This window comes from Pseudomonas sp. GW821-FHT11D10 (genome assembly GCF_058808435.1).
The window spans coordinates 291,979-309,385 of record NZ_JBXARR010000008.1 but is presented as its reverse complement, the minus strand read 5'-3'; the positions used below and the strand labels follow the sequence as shown (position 1 = coordinate 309,385).

The window sequence follows — 17,407 nt, the reverse complement described above, 5'->3', positions numbered from 1 at the left end:
TTCAGTCGGTTAGAATACCGGCCTGTCACGCCGGGGGTCGCGGGTTCGAGTCCCGTCCGCTGCGCCATATTCGGTAATCTGGAACGCTGAACGCCAGATCACCACAGAAAGCCCGCCTTGTGCGGGCTTTTTGCTGTCCGGGATTTGACTTTTGCCGGGTCAGAGCATGAGAAAGCGACCATTGACGGTCGCTTTTTTCGTTTCTGGCGCGGCTATTGCGCCGAGTTGCGGCTGTGGCGGTAATCGCTGACCGCTTCATACACCGCTTTGCGCAGGCGGTTGATCCCGCCAATCGGGCGATGAGCGTCGATGCCGAACCAGGGATTGAACGACAGGTTGTCGCATTGCAGGTTCAGGGCCGGGGTGTCGAAGTCCTGCGGGGGCAGGGTGATCCGCGCCACTGTCTGGAATGGGCTGTCCTGCTCGCGCCATTCGATGCTGGTGTCTTCGATCGGCATGTACCTGTTCGCGTCCTGCCGCTGGATCTGCAACACGAAACACGCCGGAATCCGGTCGGTGGACAGCTGTTGATTCAACGCACTGCGCAGGAAGTTCGGCAGATCCTGGTTCTGTTTCGGCAAGGTATAAGCCGGGCAGCGCTCCGGATCCGGCATCACCCGGAACTTGGCATTGGCCTCGCCGAACTTGTAGGGCGATACCGAGAAGTATGTCGTGCGGGTCGGGCTCTCCGGCGGTGGCGAAAGTGTCGCCAGTGCAATGAACAAATGCCGGATCTGCCAGCTGCGCGGATCCCACCCCGGAAAAAACGCCATGACCTTCTTGCCGTCAGCCTGCGCCGCCACATTCTGACGATACTCGGCGACATCGCTGACAAAGAAGTTCGGGTGACTGAACATCACGAAATCCTGCTCGTTCAGTCCCTGACGGTCCCCCAGCAACTGCTTGCCCGGCACATCGAGCAATTTGAGCGCCATGCCCCGGGCATCGCGGATGCTGTCAAATTGCGGGTAGGCATTGCCGTTGGACAGGCGCATCGTTGCTTTCCAGAGCTTGCCCGGTTCGCTGAAGACGCCCTGGCGCAATTCCTGAGCCAGATCCGGCAACACCTGCACATCGGCCTTCACGCAGCCATGGGCCTTGGCATGGGCATCGCGCAGGTAGCGGGTGCTTTCGCGGTGCTGATCGACGATGCGCACCGCGGTCTGAATCACGTCCTGGGTCATGGCGGCTTCGCCGTCCGGAATTTGCTCCAGTGCCGACACCGGGCCACGGTGCTGCCAGGCGAACCACGCGGTGGTCAGGGCCCAGCCGATCAGGCCGATCACCAGCAGGATCAGCAGGGTTTTGCCCAATAACCGACCCAGCCAGAGCCAGAAACGCGCCAGCATCGAAGGTCTTTTGAAGGAATTGAAGATCATGGCAGTTGCGCCTCCAGCGGGCCGCCCAGCACTTTCAGGTATTCGAGCAGCGCCCAGCGTTCTTCAGGCTGCAGCAGTCGGCCGATGACGCCGTTGCCGCGTTCGCCGGCGCGGAATTCGTGGCCGCTGTTGTGGTTGCCGGTGATGCGGGTGTCGAACAGGAAACCGTTGGTAAAGGCTTCGGTGCGATAGCCCAGATGGCGCGGGTCGTATTCGAAGGTGCCTTTATAGAAGGTGGTGGCGCGCTCGTCCTGAGGCGACAGCAACTGATAAAGGCTCGGCACCGAGCCGTTGTGCAGGAACGGGGCCGTGGCCCAAACGCCGGCAAGCGGACGCGCCTTGTAAGCGACTTTTTCGCGAACACCGATCGGCAGACCGAAGCCATCGAGCTGTGGTTTTTCGGCGGCGGTGACGCCTGCTTCACGGTACGCACGGTTTTCCACGAAGGCGGTGACGTAAGCCAGTCCCTTGGCCACTGACAGCTGGCTGAGGTCCAGCGGTTCCTTGGGTTTGGGGTGCAACTTCACGTCCATATGTTCAAGTTCTGCCGGGTTCCATTGCAGGGCGGTCAGGTCGAAGCGGTGATTGGCAATGTTGTTGGCGGCATTCGGGTCGGTGCCGATGACGTCCACCGGGAGCATGTGCAGGTGTTGCACCCAACGCTCGCCTTCCTGGGTCTGGCGCGGGACGTGGCATCCGGCGCAATTCTCGGCGAACAGGGTTCGCCCCTTGGCTGCCAAGGGTTTGTCGACCACGCCGAGCAACTCTTCAGGCCAGGCTGGTGGTCGCAGTTTTTGCAGGGTTTCTTCGATCTTGTGCAGATCACGCACGCGTACGCTGGAGGCGTAGCGCTCATCGCCCTGCAGCGGCTGGCCGTTGGCATCGAAGAAATTCAGGGTGGCGCCGACGCCCAAAGCCTCGCCGATATTGCGTGCCATCGGTTGTTGCGCCGAACCGTTCCACTGCACCCAGTCGAACGTCCACATGTCCCACAGTTGCGGGTAATCCACCGGGGCGTTGGCCACGCGGTAATTGCTTGGGGAGATCGCATCGCCGAAGGTCGCGTTGGCGATACGCCCGAACGCATCGGTGCGGCCCGGGCCTTCTTCGGTGGGGTAGAGGCCACGATGGGTGTCGTTCCAGGCCACTTTGATGAAGGTGTTCAGTGAGCGTTTGAAGTCTTTGCGCAGTTGTTCGTGGCGTGCGTCGTAGTCGTTGCCCAGCACGTTGCGGGCGAAGCGCTCGAATTTCCACGGGTTGTAGTAAGTCGAGGTAAGACTGGCGACCAATGCCTGTCCGAAACTGCCGCCGCGCAATGTAGGAACGCTGGAGGGCAACACATGCTGGGCCGAGCCACCGTCGATGCGTACTGCCTGGCCATTGAAGTGCAGTTCACCGGTGTGGCAGGCCGCGCAAGTGATGTCGAGATATTGCTCGGCGCTGCCGGGATTCTGGTGCCGGGCGAAACCTACCGGCAGATTCCCCGGGTTGTCCGGCGTGGCTTTCTGTTGCGGATCGATCAGAAAGCCGAAGCGCGCGAGGTATTCCGGTGAGGCAAAGCGTTGCTGCGAGAACGGCAGCTCCAGCGCCTGAAACCATTCGTAACGAAGGCCTTTGACCTGCGTCCCCTGCGGAGTGAAGTAGTAGGTCTGGCGCTCTTGCTCAGTCCACTGGTTCAGGTAATGCACCTGTTTTGCGGGCGCGGGGAAGGGCAATCTCGGATTGGCGACATAGTAAAGAACCACCGCCAGAACCAGTCCCAGCAGCACCACGATCAGCGTCAACACACGGTATAAGAGGCGCAAGATGAACATCCTTGTCGAGTTGTTGCGCTGTTATGCCTGAGGCGGGTCGTGTGCGGCAAGTGGCCATTACGCCAAGTGTTGTGGGAAGCGGCATCAATCGCTGTCGGCGAAAGATGACAGAAGCTTCATCGTGGCTTTCGCCAAATGCTTTTTAATCCCTGAACTTATCGGAAGATTCCTGCTCTCATGCCGGTAGCCATTGGTCGTGGCGGCCTGATAAGCTCGCGGCTTTACTCGATTGCCCTTTCGGCGCATGAACAAGGAAATAGCATGAAACAGCATCGGTTGGCGGCGGCGGTTGCCCTGGTTAGCCTGGTACTCGCGGGTTGTGATTCGCAGACCAGCGTGGAGCTGAAAACCCCGGCGCAAAAAGCTTCCTACGGTATCGGCCTGAACATGGGCAAGAGCCTTGCTCAGGAAGGCATGGATGATCTGGACTCCAAAGCGGTAGCCCAGGGCATTGAAGATGCCGTCGGCAAGAAAGAACAGAAGCTGAAAGATGAAGAATTGGTCGAAGCTTTCGCCGCGCTGCAAAAGCGTGCCGAAGAGCGCATGGCCAAGATGAGCGAAGAGTCGGCAGCCGCCGGCAAGAAATTCCTCGAAGAAAACGGCAAGAAGGCTGGCGTGACCACCACGGCTTCCGGTCTGCAGTACGAAGTGGTCAAGAAAGCCGACGGCCCACAGCCTAAGCCTACCGACGTCGTGACCGTTCACTACACCGGCAAGCTGACCAACGGCACCGTATTCGACAGCTCCGTCGAGCGCGGCAGCCCGATCGATCTGCCGGTCAGCGGTGTGATCCCGGGTTGGGTCGAAGGTCTGCAACTGATGCACGTTGGCGAGAAGTACAAGCTGTACATCCCTAGCGATCTGGCTTACGGCGCACAATCGCCAAGCCCGGCAATCCCGGCCAACTCGGTTCTGGTTTTCGACCTGGAACTGCTGGCCATCAAGGATCCAGCCAAAGAAGACGCCGCCGCCAAGTAATCTGCGCCGGTTTCAACAACAACGCCTCGCTTATGCGGGGCGTTGTTGCATCTGGACGATGGTCGGCGTAAACAGACCGAACCGATGCCGGTCATGGCAGTCCTAGACTTTAAGGTTGCCCGCGCTAGACGCCCGGAGCCGCCAAGTCAATGAAATATTGGGTTTTTTTATGTGAGTAAAAAACGCCCGATCTGAGCGCAGCCCTTATGAAACGGGGCTCTCAGCGCTGAAATGCAGCTCTGTTCACAAGGTTATCCACAATTTGTGTGGATAACATTTCAACGGGAGAAATAAATGAAAGCGCCGTGGAATTTCGCCCGATTCCTGCCTTTGGCCGGACGCTTGCTGGCTCGAGGCCGCTTGCCGACCTTGTTGTTCGCCGTGGCCAGCAAAGGCGCCGCCCAAGGCAATCGCCTTGGCAAACTGAAGGACGATCTGCGTCTGTTGCAGGCACTGTGTCTGGCGTACTGGCGCGGCGAGTACCGTGCGATCAGCGCCAAGGCGATAGTTTCGGTGGTGGCCGGTCTGATGTACTTCCTCAGTCCGGTGGATGCGATCCCGGATTTCATTCCCATGTTCGGCATGCTCGATGATATCGCCGTCCTCGCCTGGTTGATGAAAACCCTCGACGATGAACTGAATGCTTTCCGCCTGTGGCGTCAGCGCCAGGCGCCGGAAAAGCTCAGAGTGGTCGAGCGTCTGCCCGATACGCCCGAGCAACTTCAGCTTCAGGGGCCGAAAAAGTCCTGAATCGCGACAGCCTCGTACACAGATAGATACCCCCCACGACCTTGGCCGCTGTTAGGATTACACTTCTAGGGAAAAGTGCCGACTCGCTAAGTGTTGTTGTCCTACGGGGTAGTCATGGATATTCAGATAATTGCACGCGATGGCGAACCCGAATATGCGGTTCTGCCATGGGCTCAGTATCAGGCTCTACTGAAAGCAGCAGGCATCAACGAAGCACCGTCGCAACCGGCTCCAGCGCCGCTTGCGGCAACCCCGGACCCGATTCTTCCAGGTCTGGATCAGTTACGCAGTTTGCGCGAAGGGAAGGGCATCGCCATCGAGGCGCTGGCCCGCACGGTAGGCATCAGCCCGTCTTACCTGGCCATGATTGAAATCGGCGAGCGTCTGCCCGACGCCGCGATTCGCCGCAGCTTGGCCTGGGAGTTGACGGTGCCAGGGTGGAGGGAACAATCGTGAGCGTACGCATCAGTCGTCAACATTGGGACGGATTGCTGGGGGAGCTGGATCAGGCGCGCAGGCAGCGCCATCTTTTGACTTATCGAGCCTTGCTTGAACGCCTGCAACTGCCCACGCCGGCCATGCAGACATTGACCGCTGCACTGGAGCATCTCGCGGCACTGGACGCGAAAGCCGAACAACCGTTGCGCAGCTCGCTGGTGATCAGCCAGGGTGCCAGTCGCCTGCCACGCACCGGTTTCTTTGAGTGTGTCGAGCGTCTGGGGCGTTTTTCCGGGCCGTCCGACGGTGTTGCCGCCGCCTCCTGGCATGCTTCGGAAGTGGTGCGGGTGTTTGAGTACGAGTACCCGGAATCGGCGGAGGCCTGAGTGTTTTTACGACTCAAGGCGCGGGCAAGTTACTGGTTGGCCCGTAGGCTGTTTCACTGGTCGTGGTTTGTCCGTCAGCCCCGCGGCTGGCGCTGGCTCGAAGGACAGTTTGCGCGCATGGCCAACCTCGGCGATGTCGGCGCGCAAAGCTTTTACGGGCACATCCTGACGTTTCGCGGGGTTGGCCTGGGCGCACGTGAAGAAGGTGTGCGGTTGTTGCGACTGGCTGCGCTGGCCGGGGATGGCAAGGCGGCGTATCAAGTCGGTGTCATCAGTCTTGCAGGTACGCCGAGCAAAGCGCCAGACCCTTCGGAAGCCGCTCGCTGGTGGACCATGGCCGCGAAAGCAGGGCATCCGTTGGCCGAGCTCAAGTTGAAGGAGCTGGCCGGTCGAGACTCCTCTCAATAAGCAAATCATCTGTTCCGTGAACGGGGCTTGAGGGAAACCTCCCGCCCCGTTTTTGCGTCTGCGGTTCGATAAAAATCAGTTACAGACTTCTCCTACATCCTCCGCCTACTCGCCTGACTTCTTTTCTGTTTGATCCCCCGCAAAGTCCCTCGCCTGATTTTTTGCGCGAGGGAACGCACATGTTTGACCCGGTTTTTCGTTTCGCCATGCGTATGGAAATGCGCTGATGGATGCCGTCACCCGCATCGAGCAAGAACTCGACAGCTTTCCCCGCACCCTCGATCTCTATCGCGAACAGCTCAGGCACTGGTTCAGTCGCTCGGCAGACGGCGTCAGTCATGCGGCCGATCTGCCGTCGCTGATGGGGATGGAGCGGATCATCCGTTTCGGTGAGCACAGCACGGAGGTTGCGATAGACGACGGCCGTTTTTCTTCTGCGGTCGTGCAATGCCCGGAATCCGGGACGATGGAGATCGAGAGCAAGTTCGAGTCGGCCTATGACATTCCGTTGGGCGACATCGTTGTCGATGTGGTGGCGGTGGAGGGCGGTGCAGTCAAGTCGGTCACCCTCGATGCTCAGGGCAATGGGGTGTTCACCGGTGAAGCGGGCAAGTTTTATCGGGTGGTGGTGCACAGTGAGGCCAGCGAGCAGCAGGTTGATGCGCTTTTCGAATCCTACGATGGCCTGACTCGGCAGCTGGATGGCTGGCTGCGCAGCGAGTGGCAGGGATTCAAGCCGCAATGGTCGCAGTCGGTGGCCACTGCGGCCGGGAACGGCATGCTGGCCGGCAGCTGGGCGGCGATCGAGGGGGTGTGGGACAGCATCGGGTTGCTGTCGGAGATTCTCCAGGAACCCGGAAAGTTTGCCGAGCGGTTGGGCAGTGGCGCCGCACAGCTGATCGCGTTGGCAGAAACAGCGCCTGAAATGATGGAGAAGCTTCAGTTACTGGTCAGTGACGAGGCGGCGCTGTGCCTTTTGCTGCGTACCGCCAGCCTCTGGCTGGAGATGCTGCCACCCAATGAAATTGCCGGGAAAACCGCCGAGGCGGTCTCGATGGTTGTGGTGCAACTGCTGATCGATGTGTTGATCGGCGTTGTGCTGACCTTTGTCGGTGCCGGGGCGGGGATTGCGTATCTGACCTTGCGTCTGGCGGAGCGTGGCGCTCAGTTGCTGTCGGCAGTAACGCGACTGGTGAAGGCGATGTTCGGCATCGTCAGCACCTTCATCGGCTACGTGAACCAGTACAAATCCGTCGCCGCACGTGGCATCGCCTCCGGGGTGAAAAAGGGTCGCATGCAATTGCGCTGGGATGCCCGGCGTAATGCTTCTTTGAAAAAAGACGAACACCACGACGACACGCCGGATCAGGCGAAAAATCCCAACGGTGACAGTGCCGATTGTGCACCCAGAACCTGTACCAACGGCTGTCCGGTGTCGATGGTCACTGGCGAAGAGTTGTTGACCCTGACCGATGGCGTGCTCGATGGGCTGCTGCCGTTCGAGTTCAGCCGGCTGTATCGCAGCAGTGCGGCCGAGATCGATGTCGGGCTGGGGTTTGGCTGGAGTCATTCGCTGGCGCATCGGCTGGAGGTTGATGGCGCTGCGGTGGTCTGGGTTGACCATGAGAACCGGCGGACGCGGTTTCCGTTGCCGAGCAGTGAGCGGCCGGGGATTCACAACAGCTTGTCGCGGGCGGCGATCTTTCTGGGGGATGAGCCGGAGGAGTTGATTGTTGCGCTGGCGGGGGACGCGGCGCGGTTTTATCACTTTCGGGCTGGGCGTCTGACTGCTGTCAGCGATGCCTACGGCAATCGTCTGACGGTGCATCGGGATCATTCCGACCGGATTCAGCGGCTGGATAACGGGGCCGGCCGGTCCTTGTTGCTGCGCTACGAGCGCGCGCACTTGGTCGCGGTCGATTATCAGGTTTTTCGGGAGTCTGCCTGGTGCACCGAGCAGACGCTGGCCAGTTATCGTTTTGATGCCCGTCACCGATTGATCGAGGCGATCAACGCCGTTGGCGAAAGCGAGCGTTACGACTACGACGATCAGCACGTCATCCTGCAACGGCAGCTGAGCGGCGGCGCGAGCTTTTTCTGGGAGTGGGAACGGGCCGGCAAGGCGGCGCGCTGCGTGCGGCACTGGGCGTCGTTTTCGCAGATGGATACGCGTTACGTCTGGGATGACGCCGGCCGTGTCACCGTGCATTACGTCGATGGGACTGAGGAAGCTTACGTCCACGACGACACGGCGCGGCTGGTGCGTCAGGTCGCCTCCGACGGGGGCGAGCAGCTCAAGGCCTATGACTCGGCGGGCCGGCTGGTCGCCGAGCAGGATGCGCTGGGGGCGGTTACCGAGTACCGCTATGACGATGTCGGACGGCTGATCGCGCTGATTCCGCCGGACGATGCGCCGACGTCCTACGAGTACCGCAACGGTTTCCTGCACAGCCGTTCGCGTGGCGATGCGGTGTGGACGTACCGGCGTAATGCCCAGGGTGACATCACCGAGGCGGTCGATCCGGACGGTCATGTCACCCATTATCACTTTGATGCGCAGGGGCGGTTGCTGTCGATCCGTTATCCGGACTCCGGTCGCCATGTGTTCGTGTGGAACGACCTGGGCCAGTTGGTCGAGGAAAGTTTGCCCGACGGTGGGGTTCGCAAGTTTTCCTACGACGTTTTGGGGCGGCGGACGACGGTTCAGGACGAACACGGTGCGGTCACTCGCCACACGTGGGACGCCGTTGGCCGGCTGATCCAGACCACCTCGCCGAATGGCGCCACTCGAGCCTTCAGTTATAGCGCTTACGGCCAGATCACCGCCGAACGCGATGAACTGGGGCGGATCACCCGTTACGAGTATGACGACGACCTGCATTTGGTCAGCCGGCGGATCAACCCCGACGGTACGCGACTGCAATACCGCTACGACCATGCGCAGCTGCTGCTGACGGAAATCGAGAACGAGTCCGGCGAAAAGTATCGGCTGGACTACACGCCGACCGGACTGATCCGACAGGAAACCGGCTTCGATGGCCGACGCACGGCGTATGCCTACGACCGCAACGGCCACCTGCTGGAAAAGACCGAGTTCGGCGACGACGGCTCGACGCTGGTCACCGGCTACCAACGTGATGCTGCTGGGCGTCTGCTGCTCAAGACCCTGCCGGACGGGGTCGAGGTCAGCTACCGCTATGACCGTTTAGGCCGTTTGGTCGGCGTCGATGACGGCCAGGATCACCCGCTGGCCTTCGAATACGACCTGCAGGACCGGCTGGTGCGCGAGCATCAGGGCTGGGGCACGCTGCGTTACGCCTACGACGCCTGCGGCCAGCTCACTCGCCTGCGTCTGCCAGACAACAGCAAGCTTGATTATCACTACGCCAAGGGCGGCGCGCTGACCGCGATCGACCTCAACGGCGCCTTGCTCACTCGCCACGTCTACCAGAACGGCCGCGAACAGCAGCGCCAGCAAGGCCTGCTGCTCAGCGAATACGCCTACGACGAACAGGGCCGTTTACGCGCCCACGCCGTAGGCCATCAGCGCAACTCGCTGTACCGCCGCGACTTTGCCTACAGCGCCAACGGCAACCTCGAACACATCGCCGACACCCGCCACGGCCAGCGCAGCTACACGTACGACGCCCTCGACCGGCTGATCCGCGTACGCCACACCCGCGACGACCTGCCGGAAAATTTCGCCCACGACCCGGCCGGCAACCTGCTGATGCAGGACCGCCCCGGCCCGACACAGATCAAAGGCAACCGCCTGCTGATGCAGGGCGACCGCCACTACGATTACGACGCCTTCGGCAACCTGATCCGCGAACGCCGCGGCCGCGCACAAACGCTCGTCACCGAATATCGCTACGACAGCCAGCACCGCCTGATCGGCCTGACCCGTCCCGACGGCAGCACCGCGACCTACCAATACGACGCCTTTGGCCGGCGCATCCGCAAAACTGTCGACGGCCAGAGCATCGAATTCTTCTGGCAAGGCGACCACCTGATCGCCGAAAGCAGCAAGGGCCAGCACCGCAGCTTCATCTACGAACCCGGCACCTTCCGCCCCTTGGCCATGCTCGACGGCAAAGGCCCGAAACGCGCCTGCCCGTTCTATTACCAACTCGACCACCTCGGTACTCCGCAGGAGTTGACCGACTACAGCGGCGACATCGTCTGGTCAGCCAAATACAGCGCCTACGGCAAGGTCACCTCGCTGGAACTGGCGACCGAGGACTACCTGAACCAGCCACTGCGCTTTCAGGGGCAGTACTTCGATGACGAAAGCGGGCTGCATTACAACCGGCACCGGTATTACGACCCGGACGTGGGACGGTACCTGACGCCGGATCCGGTGAAGCTGGCGGGTGGGCTGAATCAGTACCGGTACGTGCCGAATCCGACGGGGTGGGTGGATCCGTTGGGATTGACGTCCAATTGTCCGCCGCCGAATAAGCCGGGTTGTTCGGTGCCGGATGGGGTGGGTGGATCAGTAGTTGATGAAGGCGAGCCGCAGCTGCCGCGCATGACAGCGCAGGAACGGCGGGCGAAGATTGATGAGTTAGCAGAGGCGAATGCTTATCGGCGATTGGATGAAATGGAGAAAGCTACGCGAGACGCACACTCCTTAGAGAAACATGGCAAACAGACCACACTGGCTTCTCAGCAGGAACGTTCGATGACGGGTAGAAATCCAACAACTGGAGTCATTGAGGTTTACACCAACGGAAGACGAGCAGGGCAGCCAAAAATACCCAGTGCTGCCACTCATTTTTTTAGCTATCGAGACCAACTGAATGCGATACATCGTGCTCAGCTTATTTTCAGGCGAAATGGGCAAATGGCGTCTAAGGAACCGATGAATATGGGCAAGGTTGTTGGTGAAGGATACAAAAGAGGTGGAGTAATTTACGGACAGCAAACACATGCGGTAGTAATCCTTGATAGAGCAGGTATGCCGATAACCTCTTATACGGAATTTGTGGAATGAAACGTAAGCCTGAATATTTTGTTTTGCGTGGTCTTCTTTTTCTGTTTGATATAGAAAACACTCATGATGATGCACGTGAAAAGATCATTGTTTCAAAGAATGTTAATGACAAGAAGGAGCTTGCTGAGCTGCTTGATATTCTTATGAAGCCTGAGTTTCTTTCTTACACTTTTCATGAGCGCGAGTGGTGTATTGATACGCTGAAGCACTACTTGGACGCTGGTGACAGCTTTGATGCTGTATTCACAAAAATCACAACTTATTTTGATGACGATGTAGAGGATCAACGTCAGTTCATGCAGGTTTTGTTAAGTTGCTTGTTGAGGTATCACATCGATGACTCAACAGAGAGATAAGGATGGCACAGGGAATGGCCGTACTTTGACAGTCAGCGTTGGCCAATAACCTGCGGTGTATCAAGGTCAGGAGCCGTAAGACTATCAATCAAATGCACGCTATACCCCGGAACATTCTTCGCATGATGCTTCGCCTGCGAAGCCATCTCTGCTAACTGACTCGCATCCAGTTGCGCACACGCTTCAGGATGCAAATGCACCACGCCAATGGACAATGACAGCAACGGAAACTCCTGACGAATACCCTGACGATTCGGCGCAACAAAACACCCAGCCTCCAGATGCTCAGGGCGGTAGAAGCGTCGGCATTGGCTCTGGAAGTCATCAAGCAATTGGTTCAGCCGTTTGCGCCAATCCTCCGGGCCGAGCACCAACAGGAAATCATCCCCCCCAATATGCCCAACGAAATCGCGGGACGGGTCGACGCGTTCGTTGAGGCATTGCGCCAGACACAGCAACACCTCATCCCCACGCCCATACCCATAGATATCGTTAAAGGGTTTGAAGCTGTCGATGTCGACATAACAAATGACCGACTCGCGCCCCTGTTGCAACAGTCGGGTGAGGCATTGCTGAATCGGCACATTCCCCGGCAGCAACGTCAACGGATTGGCATAGCGCGCCTGCTGGATCTTCAGTTCGGTAATCAGTTTGAGCACGTCAATCACCCGGCCCAGGCCCAGGTAACTGCCGTTGAGGGTGATGATGAAGTCTTCTTCGATGCGTTGCCGGGCGCGGCTGGTGATCAGGCGGCTGACTTGTTGCAGCGACTGGCTCATTTCCACGGCGAGGAAGTCGTCGTTCATCAGGCGGCTGATCGGTTTGCGGGCGAACAGGTCGGTGGCGAACGGTTTGAGCAGCGCATCGGACAACGAGTGACGGTGGACAATGCCGCATGGCTGACCCTGTTCGTCGAGTACCGCCAGCGAGTTCAGGTTGGCCTGGCGGCGGAAGGCTTCCAGTACGGTGGCGGTCGGTGTGTCGCGATTCACGGCGGGTTGATCGTTGAGCAGGGCGCTGAGGTCGCTGCCTTCATCGTTCAGTGCCACGGCGCTGCTGTCGTGCTTGGGCATCAAGGCTCGGGCATCACGCGGTGGGTGTTCCTGAGGACGGCCGAGCAGATAGCCCTGCACCAGATCCACACCCATCTCGGTCAGTACCGCCAGTTCTTCCGGCAGTTCGATGCCTTCGGCAATTACCTGGGCCCGGGAGGCCTTGGCGATTTGCAGGATCGATCCGACAAACTCGCGCTTCAACGCGTCCTGATGAATGCCGTCGATGAAGTGTCTGTCGATCTTCACGTAATCCGGTCGCAGCTCCGACCACAGGCGCAGGCTCGAATAACCCGCGCCCAGATCGTCGAGGGCAATCGAAAACCCCATCGCCCGATAGTGATGCAGTGCGGTTTGCAGCAACTGGAAATCATCGATCGGCGTCTGTTCGGTGAGTTCGATCACCACCTGGCTCGGCGGAATACCAAAATCCTGAAGCAGCTGCAGTGTGCGCCCCGGCTGGTGCGCGGCTTCGAGCAGGGATTCCGGAGAGACGTTGAGAAACAGCTTGCCCGGCAACTGCTGCTCATTAAAACGGCGGCATGCACTTTGCCGGCAGGCGATTTCCAGTTCGCTCAAGCGCCCGGCCTGGCGGGCCACGGCGAACAGGGCGATGGGGGAGTGCAGCGGGCTGTTGGACGGGCCGCGGGTCAGGGCTTCGTAGCCGAGAATGCGCCGTTCGGAGAGGCAAATGATCGGCTGGAACAGGCTGTGTAAACCGCTTTGAGTCAGGATCGAGCTCAAGGCACTCAGCTGTTCGGTCGTGGTCATGGCAATCTCTGGCGATAAAAAAAGGACTGGGAGCGTTCTCGATGAAGAGAACAGCTCCCAGTCCTTTATTGCACGACAGAATGATGACTGTTTGATGACGATCCGGGGATCGTCAGCATTAAATTGCCATCACCTTACTTCTTTGCGACCTGGTTGCTCAGCTTGAGGTAATCCAGCAGTACGCGCCCGGTCTCGCTCAGGTAGGCGTCATCTTCCGGTTTGACCTTGTCCGGCTCGGCGGCTGCCAGGGCGTCGTCGTCTTCTTTCTTCAGCTCTTTGAGCGGTTCTTCGCCTTTGGCCTTGCGACGGATGTTCTCCATCGCCAGTTGCTTGGCGTCGATGTCGGCGTGCTGGGCACGGCGTTCGGCTTCATTGAGGCTGACGGTTTTTTCTTCCAGCAGCTTCTGCGCCAGAGCCAGCTTGTCGCGGATGAACACGAACTCCGCGTCCTTGGCGGAACGGCTGTCATGCTCGGATTTCAGCTGGGCCAGGTACGGCTTGAACGGATCGCTCGCCGGTTTGATCGCCGCGCGGATGGTGTCCCACGGCATGGCTTCCGGCAGGGCGCTTTCGCCGATTTCCTTGGTGTCGATGATCGACGGGTAATCGATGTCCGGCAGTACGCCCTGATGCTGGGTGCTCTGACCGGAAACCCGGTAGAACTTGGCCAGGGTCAGTTTCAGTTCGCCATGGTTCAGCGGCTGAATGGTCTGCACGGTGCCTTTGCCGAAGGTCTGGCCACCGATGATCAGCGCGCGATGGTAGTCCTGCATGGCGCCGGCGAAGATCTCCGAAGCCGAGGCGGACAGGCGGTTGACCAGCAGCGCCATCGGGCCTTTGTAGAACGCGCCCGGGTTTTCATCTTCAAGTACATCGACCCGGCCATCGGCGTTACGCACGAGCACGGTAGGGCCCTTGTCGATGAACAGGCTGGTCAGCTCGGTGGCTTCCTGCAGGGAACCGCCGCCGTTGTTGCGCAGGTCGATGACCACGCCGTCGACTTTCTCTTTCTGCAGTTCGGTCAGCAGCTTCTTGACGTCGCGCGTGGTGCTCTTGTAGTCCGGATCGCCGGCACGGAAGGCCTTGAAGTCGAGGTAGAACGCCGGAATCTCGATCACGCCGAGCTTGTAGTCGCGGCCGTCCTGTTTCAGGTTCAGCACGGACTTCTTCACGGCCTGGTCTTCGAGCTTCACCGCTTCGCGGGTGATCGGCACGATCTTGCTGGTCTGGTCGTTCGGCGCATTGCTGGCCGGGATGACTTCCAGACGCACCACGGTGCCTTTCGGACCACGGATCAGCTTGACCACTTCGTCCAGACGCCAGCCGACCACGTCGACCATCTCTTTGTTGCCCTGGGCAACGCCGATGATCTTGTCGGCCGGAGCAACCTGCTTGGTCTTGTCAGCCGGGCCTGCCGGCACCAGACGCACGACTTTCACCTGGTCGTTGTCGCTCTGCAACACGGCGCCGATGCCCTCGAGGGACAGGCTCATGTTGATGTCGAAGTTCTCCGCGTTATCCGGCGACAGATAGTTGGTGTGCGGATCGTAAGACATGGCGAAGGTGTTGATGTATGCCTGGAAGATGTCTTCGGCGCGGGTCTGGTCCAGACGCGCCAGTTGATTCTTGTAGCGTTTGGTCAGGGTTTCCTGGATCTGCTTCGGCTCTTTGCCGGCGATCTTCTGCCGCAGCACTTCGTCCTTGACGCGTTTGCGCCACAGGTCATCGAGTTCGGCGGTGGACTTGAGCCACGGAGCGTCCTTGCGATCGATCAGCAAGGTTTCCTTGGTGGTGAAGTCCATCTTGTCGACGCCTTTGTTCAACTCGGCAAGAGCGAAGTCCAGACGCGCCTTCACGCGGTCCAGGTAGCGCTTGTAGATGGTGAACCCGGCGTTGAGGTCGCCGCTCTTGAGGAAGTCGTCGAACTGGGTCTTCCACTTGTCGAATTCGGCGATGTCGCTGGCCATGAAGTAGCTGCGCGACGGGTCGAGCAGCTTGATGTAGCTGTCGTAGATGATCACCGAGCGCGCATCGTCGAGCGGCGGCTTGCTGTAGTGGTGACGCTTGAGCAACTCGACGACGTTCAGACTGGCGATCACTTCGTCGCGATCAGGCTGCAACTTGTCCCAGCTGTTGGCTGCGAATGTGGTGCCCGACACCGGCAACAGACCGATACCGATGAAAAGAGCGAGGGCGGTGCTGGGGAGCAGATGCTTCATGCTGATTCGACGCGGGGACAATTGATAACGCATATTAGGCCGTCTTTGAAGTCGCCGGTACCTCTACGCTCTGTACGATAACTGCTGTTCAGCGTTCGTTCAGACCCCAGGGCCGGTCGCATAATGCAAAAAGCCCGGCGCTACAGCTTCGGGCTCAGTCCAGACTCACTATGGAGGCACTGTGAAGGCATTGCAAGGCGTTGAAGGTCAAGTGGCATGGGTTGATGAACCAAGTCCTACATGTGATGTAGGACAAGTTCGCATCCGGGTGGCGGCAGCGGGCCTCAATCGCGCGGATTTATTACAGAAAGCCGGACTTTATCCACCCCCTCCGGGTGCCAGCCAGGTGCTGGGTCTTGAGTGTTCCGGGGTGATCAGCGAGGTTGGCGCAGGCTCGTCCTGGCAGGTCGGTGACCGGGTCTGCGCCTTGCTGGCCGGGGGCGGGATGGCGCAAGAGGTGGTCGTCGACGGACGGCATGTGCTGCCGGTTCCGGAAGGTGTATCGCTGATCGAGGCCGCTGCCTTGCCCGAGGTGTACGCGACCGTCTGGCTGAATGTGTTTCAACTTGCGGCGCTCAAACCGGGTGAGAAAGTTCTTCTGCACGCCGGGGCCAGTGGCATCGGTTCAGCCGCCATTCAACTGTGCAAGGCTTTCGGCAATCCGTGCTGGGTCAGCGTTGGCTCGGCTGAGCGGCTGGCCTACTGCGAATCGCTGGGTGCCCAGGGCGGGGTGGTTCGCACCGACGATCTGGAAAGCCTGCGGGATTTCGGACCGTTCGATGTGATTCTGGATCCGGTGGGCGGCAATTATTCGGCGTTGAATCTGAAGTTGATGGCGCAGGACGGACGCTGGGTGCTGATCGGTCTGATGGGCGGCCGCGAGGCAAAACTGGATCTGGCCCAGGTATTGGCCAAGCGCGTGCAACTGCTGGGCTCGACCCTGCGCAGCCGTGACGATCAGTTCAAGGCCGACCTGTTCAGCGATCTGAGCCAGCACGTGTGGCCGCTGTTTTCCGAAGGGCGCCTGAAGCCGCAACTGGCCAAGACCTTTGCGATCAAGGATGCCGAGGCGGCGTTCGCCGAACTGGCGAGCAATACGGTGGCGGGGAAACTGGTACTGGTGATCGACGAAAGCCTGAGCTGATCATCGAAGCTTGTGGGAGCAGGTGTGCTCCCACGAGACAATCGCTTACTTCCAGAGGTGGATCGGCCACCCGGATTTCTCGGCCTCTGCAAGCAGCACCGGATCCGGATTGACCACATGCGGGAAATCCACTTTCAGCAGCAGCGGCAGATCATTGCGTGAGTCGGAATAGAAACTCGCGCCCTCTAGGTTTTCCTCTTCGGCATCCAGCCATTCCAGCAAGCGGGTGATCTTGCCTTCGCGGTAGGTCAGGGTGCCCACGGTGTGGCCGCTGTACACGCCATGCGCCACTTCCAGTTCGATCCCCAGCACCTCGTCGATGCCCAGTCGTTCGGCAATCGGTTTGACCAGGTGTGTGCCTGAGGCCGAGATCACCAGAATCCGGTCGCCGGCCTTGCGGTGGGCGGCGATGGTCTTGGTGGCGTCGCTGAAGATGATCGGTTCGATGAAGTCTTCAACCCACGGCCCGACCAGATGCTCGACTTCTTCCGGGGTGCGCCCGATCAGCGGCTCGAGGCTGAAGTCCATGTAGTCTTCCATGCGCAACTTGCCATGGCTGTAGGCGTCCATCAGCTCGTTGTTCCTGCGCATGAACGACTCGGGATCGACCCAGCCCAGGCGCCCCATCTGCTCGCTCCAGAGAGTGGCGCAGTCACCGTGGATCAGGGTTTCGTCCAGATCAAAAATTGCCAGGGCCATCAGTTCAGTTCCCTCTT

At 59.6% G+C, this 17,407-nt stretch carries 13 protein-coding genes; 8 read left to right on the top strand and 5 right to left on the bottom strand.

Features of this window, described 5'->3' with window-relative positions; translation table 11 throughout:
- Window positions 1–212: 212 nt before the first annotated feature.
- Window positions 213–1,349 (bottom strand): catalase family protein, encoded by a 1,137-nt coding sequence (locus tag AC1RT4_RS22945; RefSeq protein WP_493088033.1) that lies wholly within the window; start codon window positions 1,347–1,349, stop codon window positions 213–215.
- Window positions 1,350–1,375: 26 nt separating this feature from the next.
- Window positions 1,376–3,184, bottom strand: coding sequence for a di-heme-cytochrome C peroxidase (locus AC1RT4_RS22940; protein ID WP_493088028.1), 1,809 nt, complete (start codon window positions 3,182–3,184; stop codon window positions 1,376–1,378).
- A 270-nt stretch (window positions 3,185–3,454) separates the two neighbouring features.
- Between AC1RT4_RS22940 and bamJ the strand changes: the two genes are divergently transcribed.
- The 7 genes from bamJ to AC1RT4_RS22905 all read left to right on the top strand — a co-directional run bounded on the left by bamJ (window position 3,455) and on the right by AC1RT4_RS22905 (window position 11,505).
- Complete coding sequence (gene bamJ, locus AC1RT4_RS22935; protein ID WP_007950433.1) at window positions 3,455–4,171, top strand: BamJ family beta-barrel-assembly machinery protein; 717 nt, start codon at window positions 3,455–3,457, stop codon at window positions 4,169–4,171.
- A 294-nt stretch (window positions 4,172–4,465) separates the two neighbouring features.
- Window positions 4,466–4,921 (top strand): YkvA family protein, encoded by a 456-nt coding sequence (locus tag AC1RT4_RS22930; RefSeq protein WP_007950434.1) that lies wholly within the window; start codon window positions 4,466–4,468, stop codon window positions 4,919–4,921.
- Between the two features lie 114 nt (window positions 4,922–5,035).
- Entirely contained in the window at window positions 5,036–5,377 is a 342-nt protein-coding gene (locus AC1RT4_RS22925) for a helix-turn-helix domain-containing protein (RefSeq protein WP_493088025.1), read from the top strand.
- Window positions 5,374–5,745, top strand: a complete 372-nt coding sequence (locus AC1RT4_RS22920; RefSeq protein WP_003223109.1) for a hypothetical protein — start codon at window positions 5,374–5,376, stop codon at window positions 5,743–5,745. Before AC1RT4_RS22925 ends, AC1RT4_RS22920 begins: the two co-directional genes overlap by 4 nt.
- On the top strand, window positions 5,746–6,153 hold the full coding sequence (locus AC1RT4_RS22915; protein WP_273900390.1) for an SEL1-like repeat protein: 408 nt from the start codon (window positions 5,746–5,748) through the stop codon (window positions 6,151–6,153).
- 226 nt (window positions 6,154–6,379) lie between these two features.
- Entirely contained in the window at window positions 6,380–11,149 is a 4,770-nt protein-coding gene (locus AC1RT4_RS22910) for an RHS repeat-associated core domain-containing protein (protein ID WP_493088023.1), read from the top strand.
- Complete coding sequence (locus AC1RT4_RS22905; RefSeq protein WP_085705343.1) at window positions 11,146–11,505, top strand: hypothetical protein; 360 nt, start codon at window positions 11,146–11,148, stop codon at window positions 11,503–11,505. The genes AC1RT4_RS22910 and AC1RT4_RS22905 overlap by 4 nt, the downstream gene beginning before the upstream one ends.
- Before the next feature lie 32 nt (window positions 11,506–11,537).
- Here the strand turns inward: AC1RT4_RS22905 and AC1RT4_RS22900 are convergent, their stop codons facing one another.
- Both AC1RT4_RS22900 and AC1RT4_RS22895 read right to left on the bottom strand, forming a co-directional pair.
- On the bottom strand, window positions 11,538–13,328 hold the full coding sequence (locus tag AC1RT4_RS22900; protein WP_493088021.1) for a bifunctional diguanylate cyclase/phosphodiesterase: 1,791 nt from the start codon (window positions 13,326–13,328) through the stop codon (window positions 11,538–11,540).
- 134 nt (window positions 13,329–13,462) lie between these two features.
- The gene (locus tag AC1RT4_RS22895) at window positions 13,463–15,547 is read right to left on the bottom strand and encodes a carboxy terminal-processing peptidase (RefSeq protein ID WP_007960197.1); all 2,085 of its coding nucleotides are present in this window, start codon (window positions 15,545–15,547) and stop codon (window positions 13,463–13,465) included.
- Between the two features lie 181 nt (window positions 15,548–15,728).
- On the opposite strand from AC1RT4_RS22895, the gene AC1RT4_RS22890 reads away from it, so the two are divergent.
- A complete protein-coding gene (locus AC1RT4_RS22890; protein ID WP_493088019.1) occupies window positions 15,729–16,691 on the top strand; it encodes a zinc-binding dehydrogenase in 963 nt (320 codons plus the stop codon).
- Between the two features lie 45 nt (window positions 16,692–16,736).
- Here the strand turns inward: AC1RT4_RS22890 and AC1RT4_RS22885 are convergent, their stop codons facing one another.
- Entirely contained in the window at window positions 16,737–17,390 is a 654-nt protein-coding gene (locus AC1RT4_RS22885; protein WP_221534153.1) for an HAD family hydrolase, read from the bottom strand.
- Window positions 17,391–17,407 lie beyond the last annotated feature (17 nt).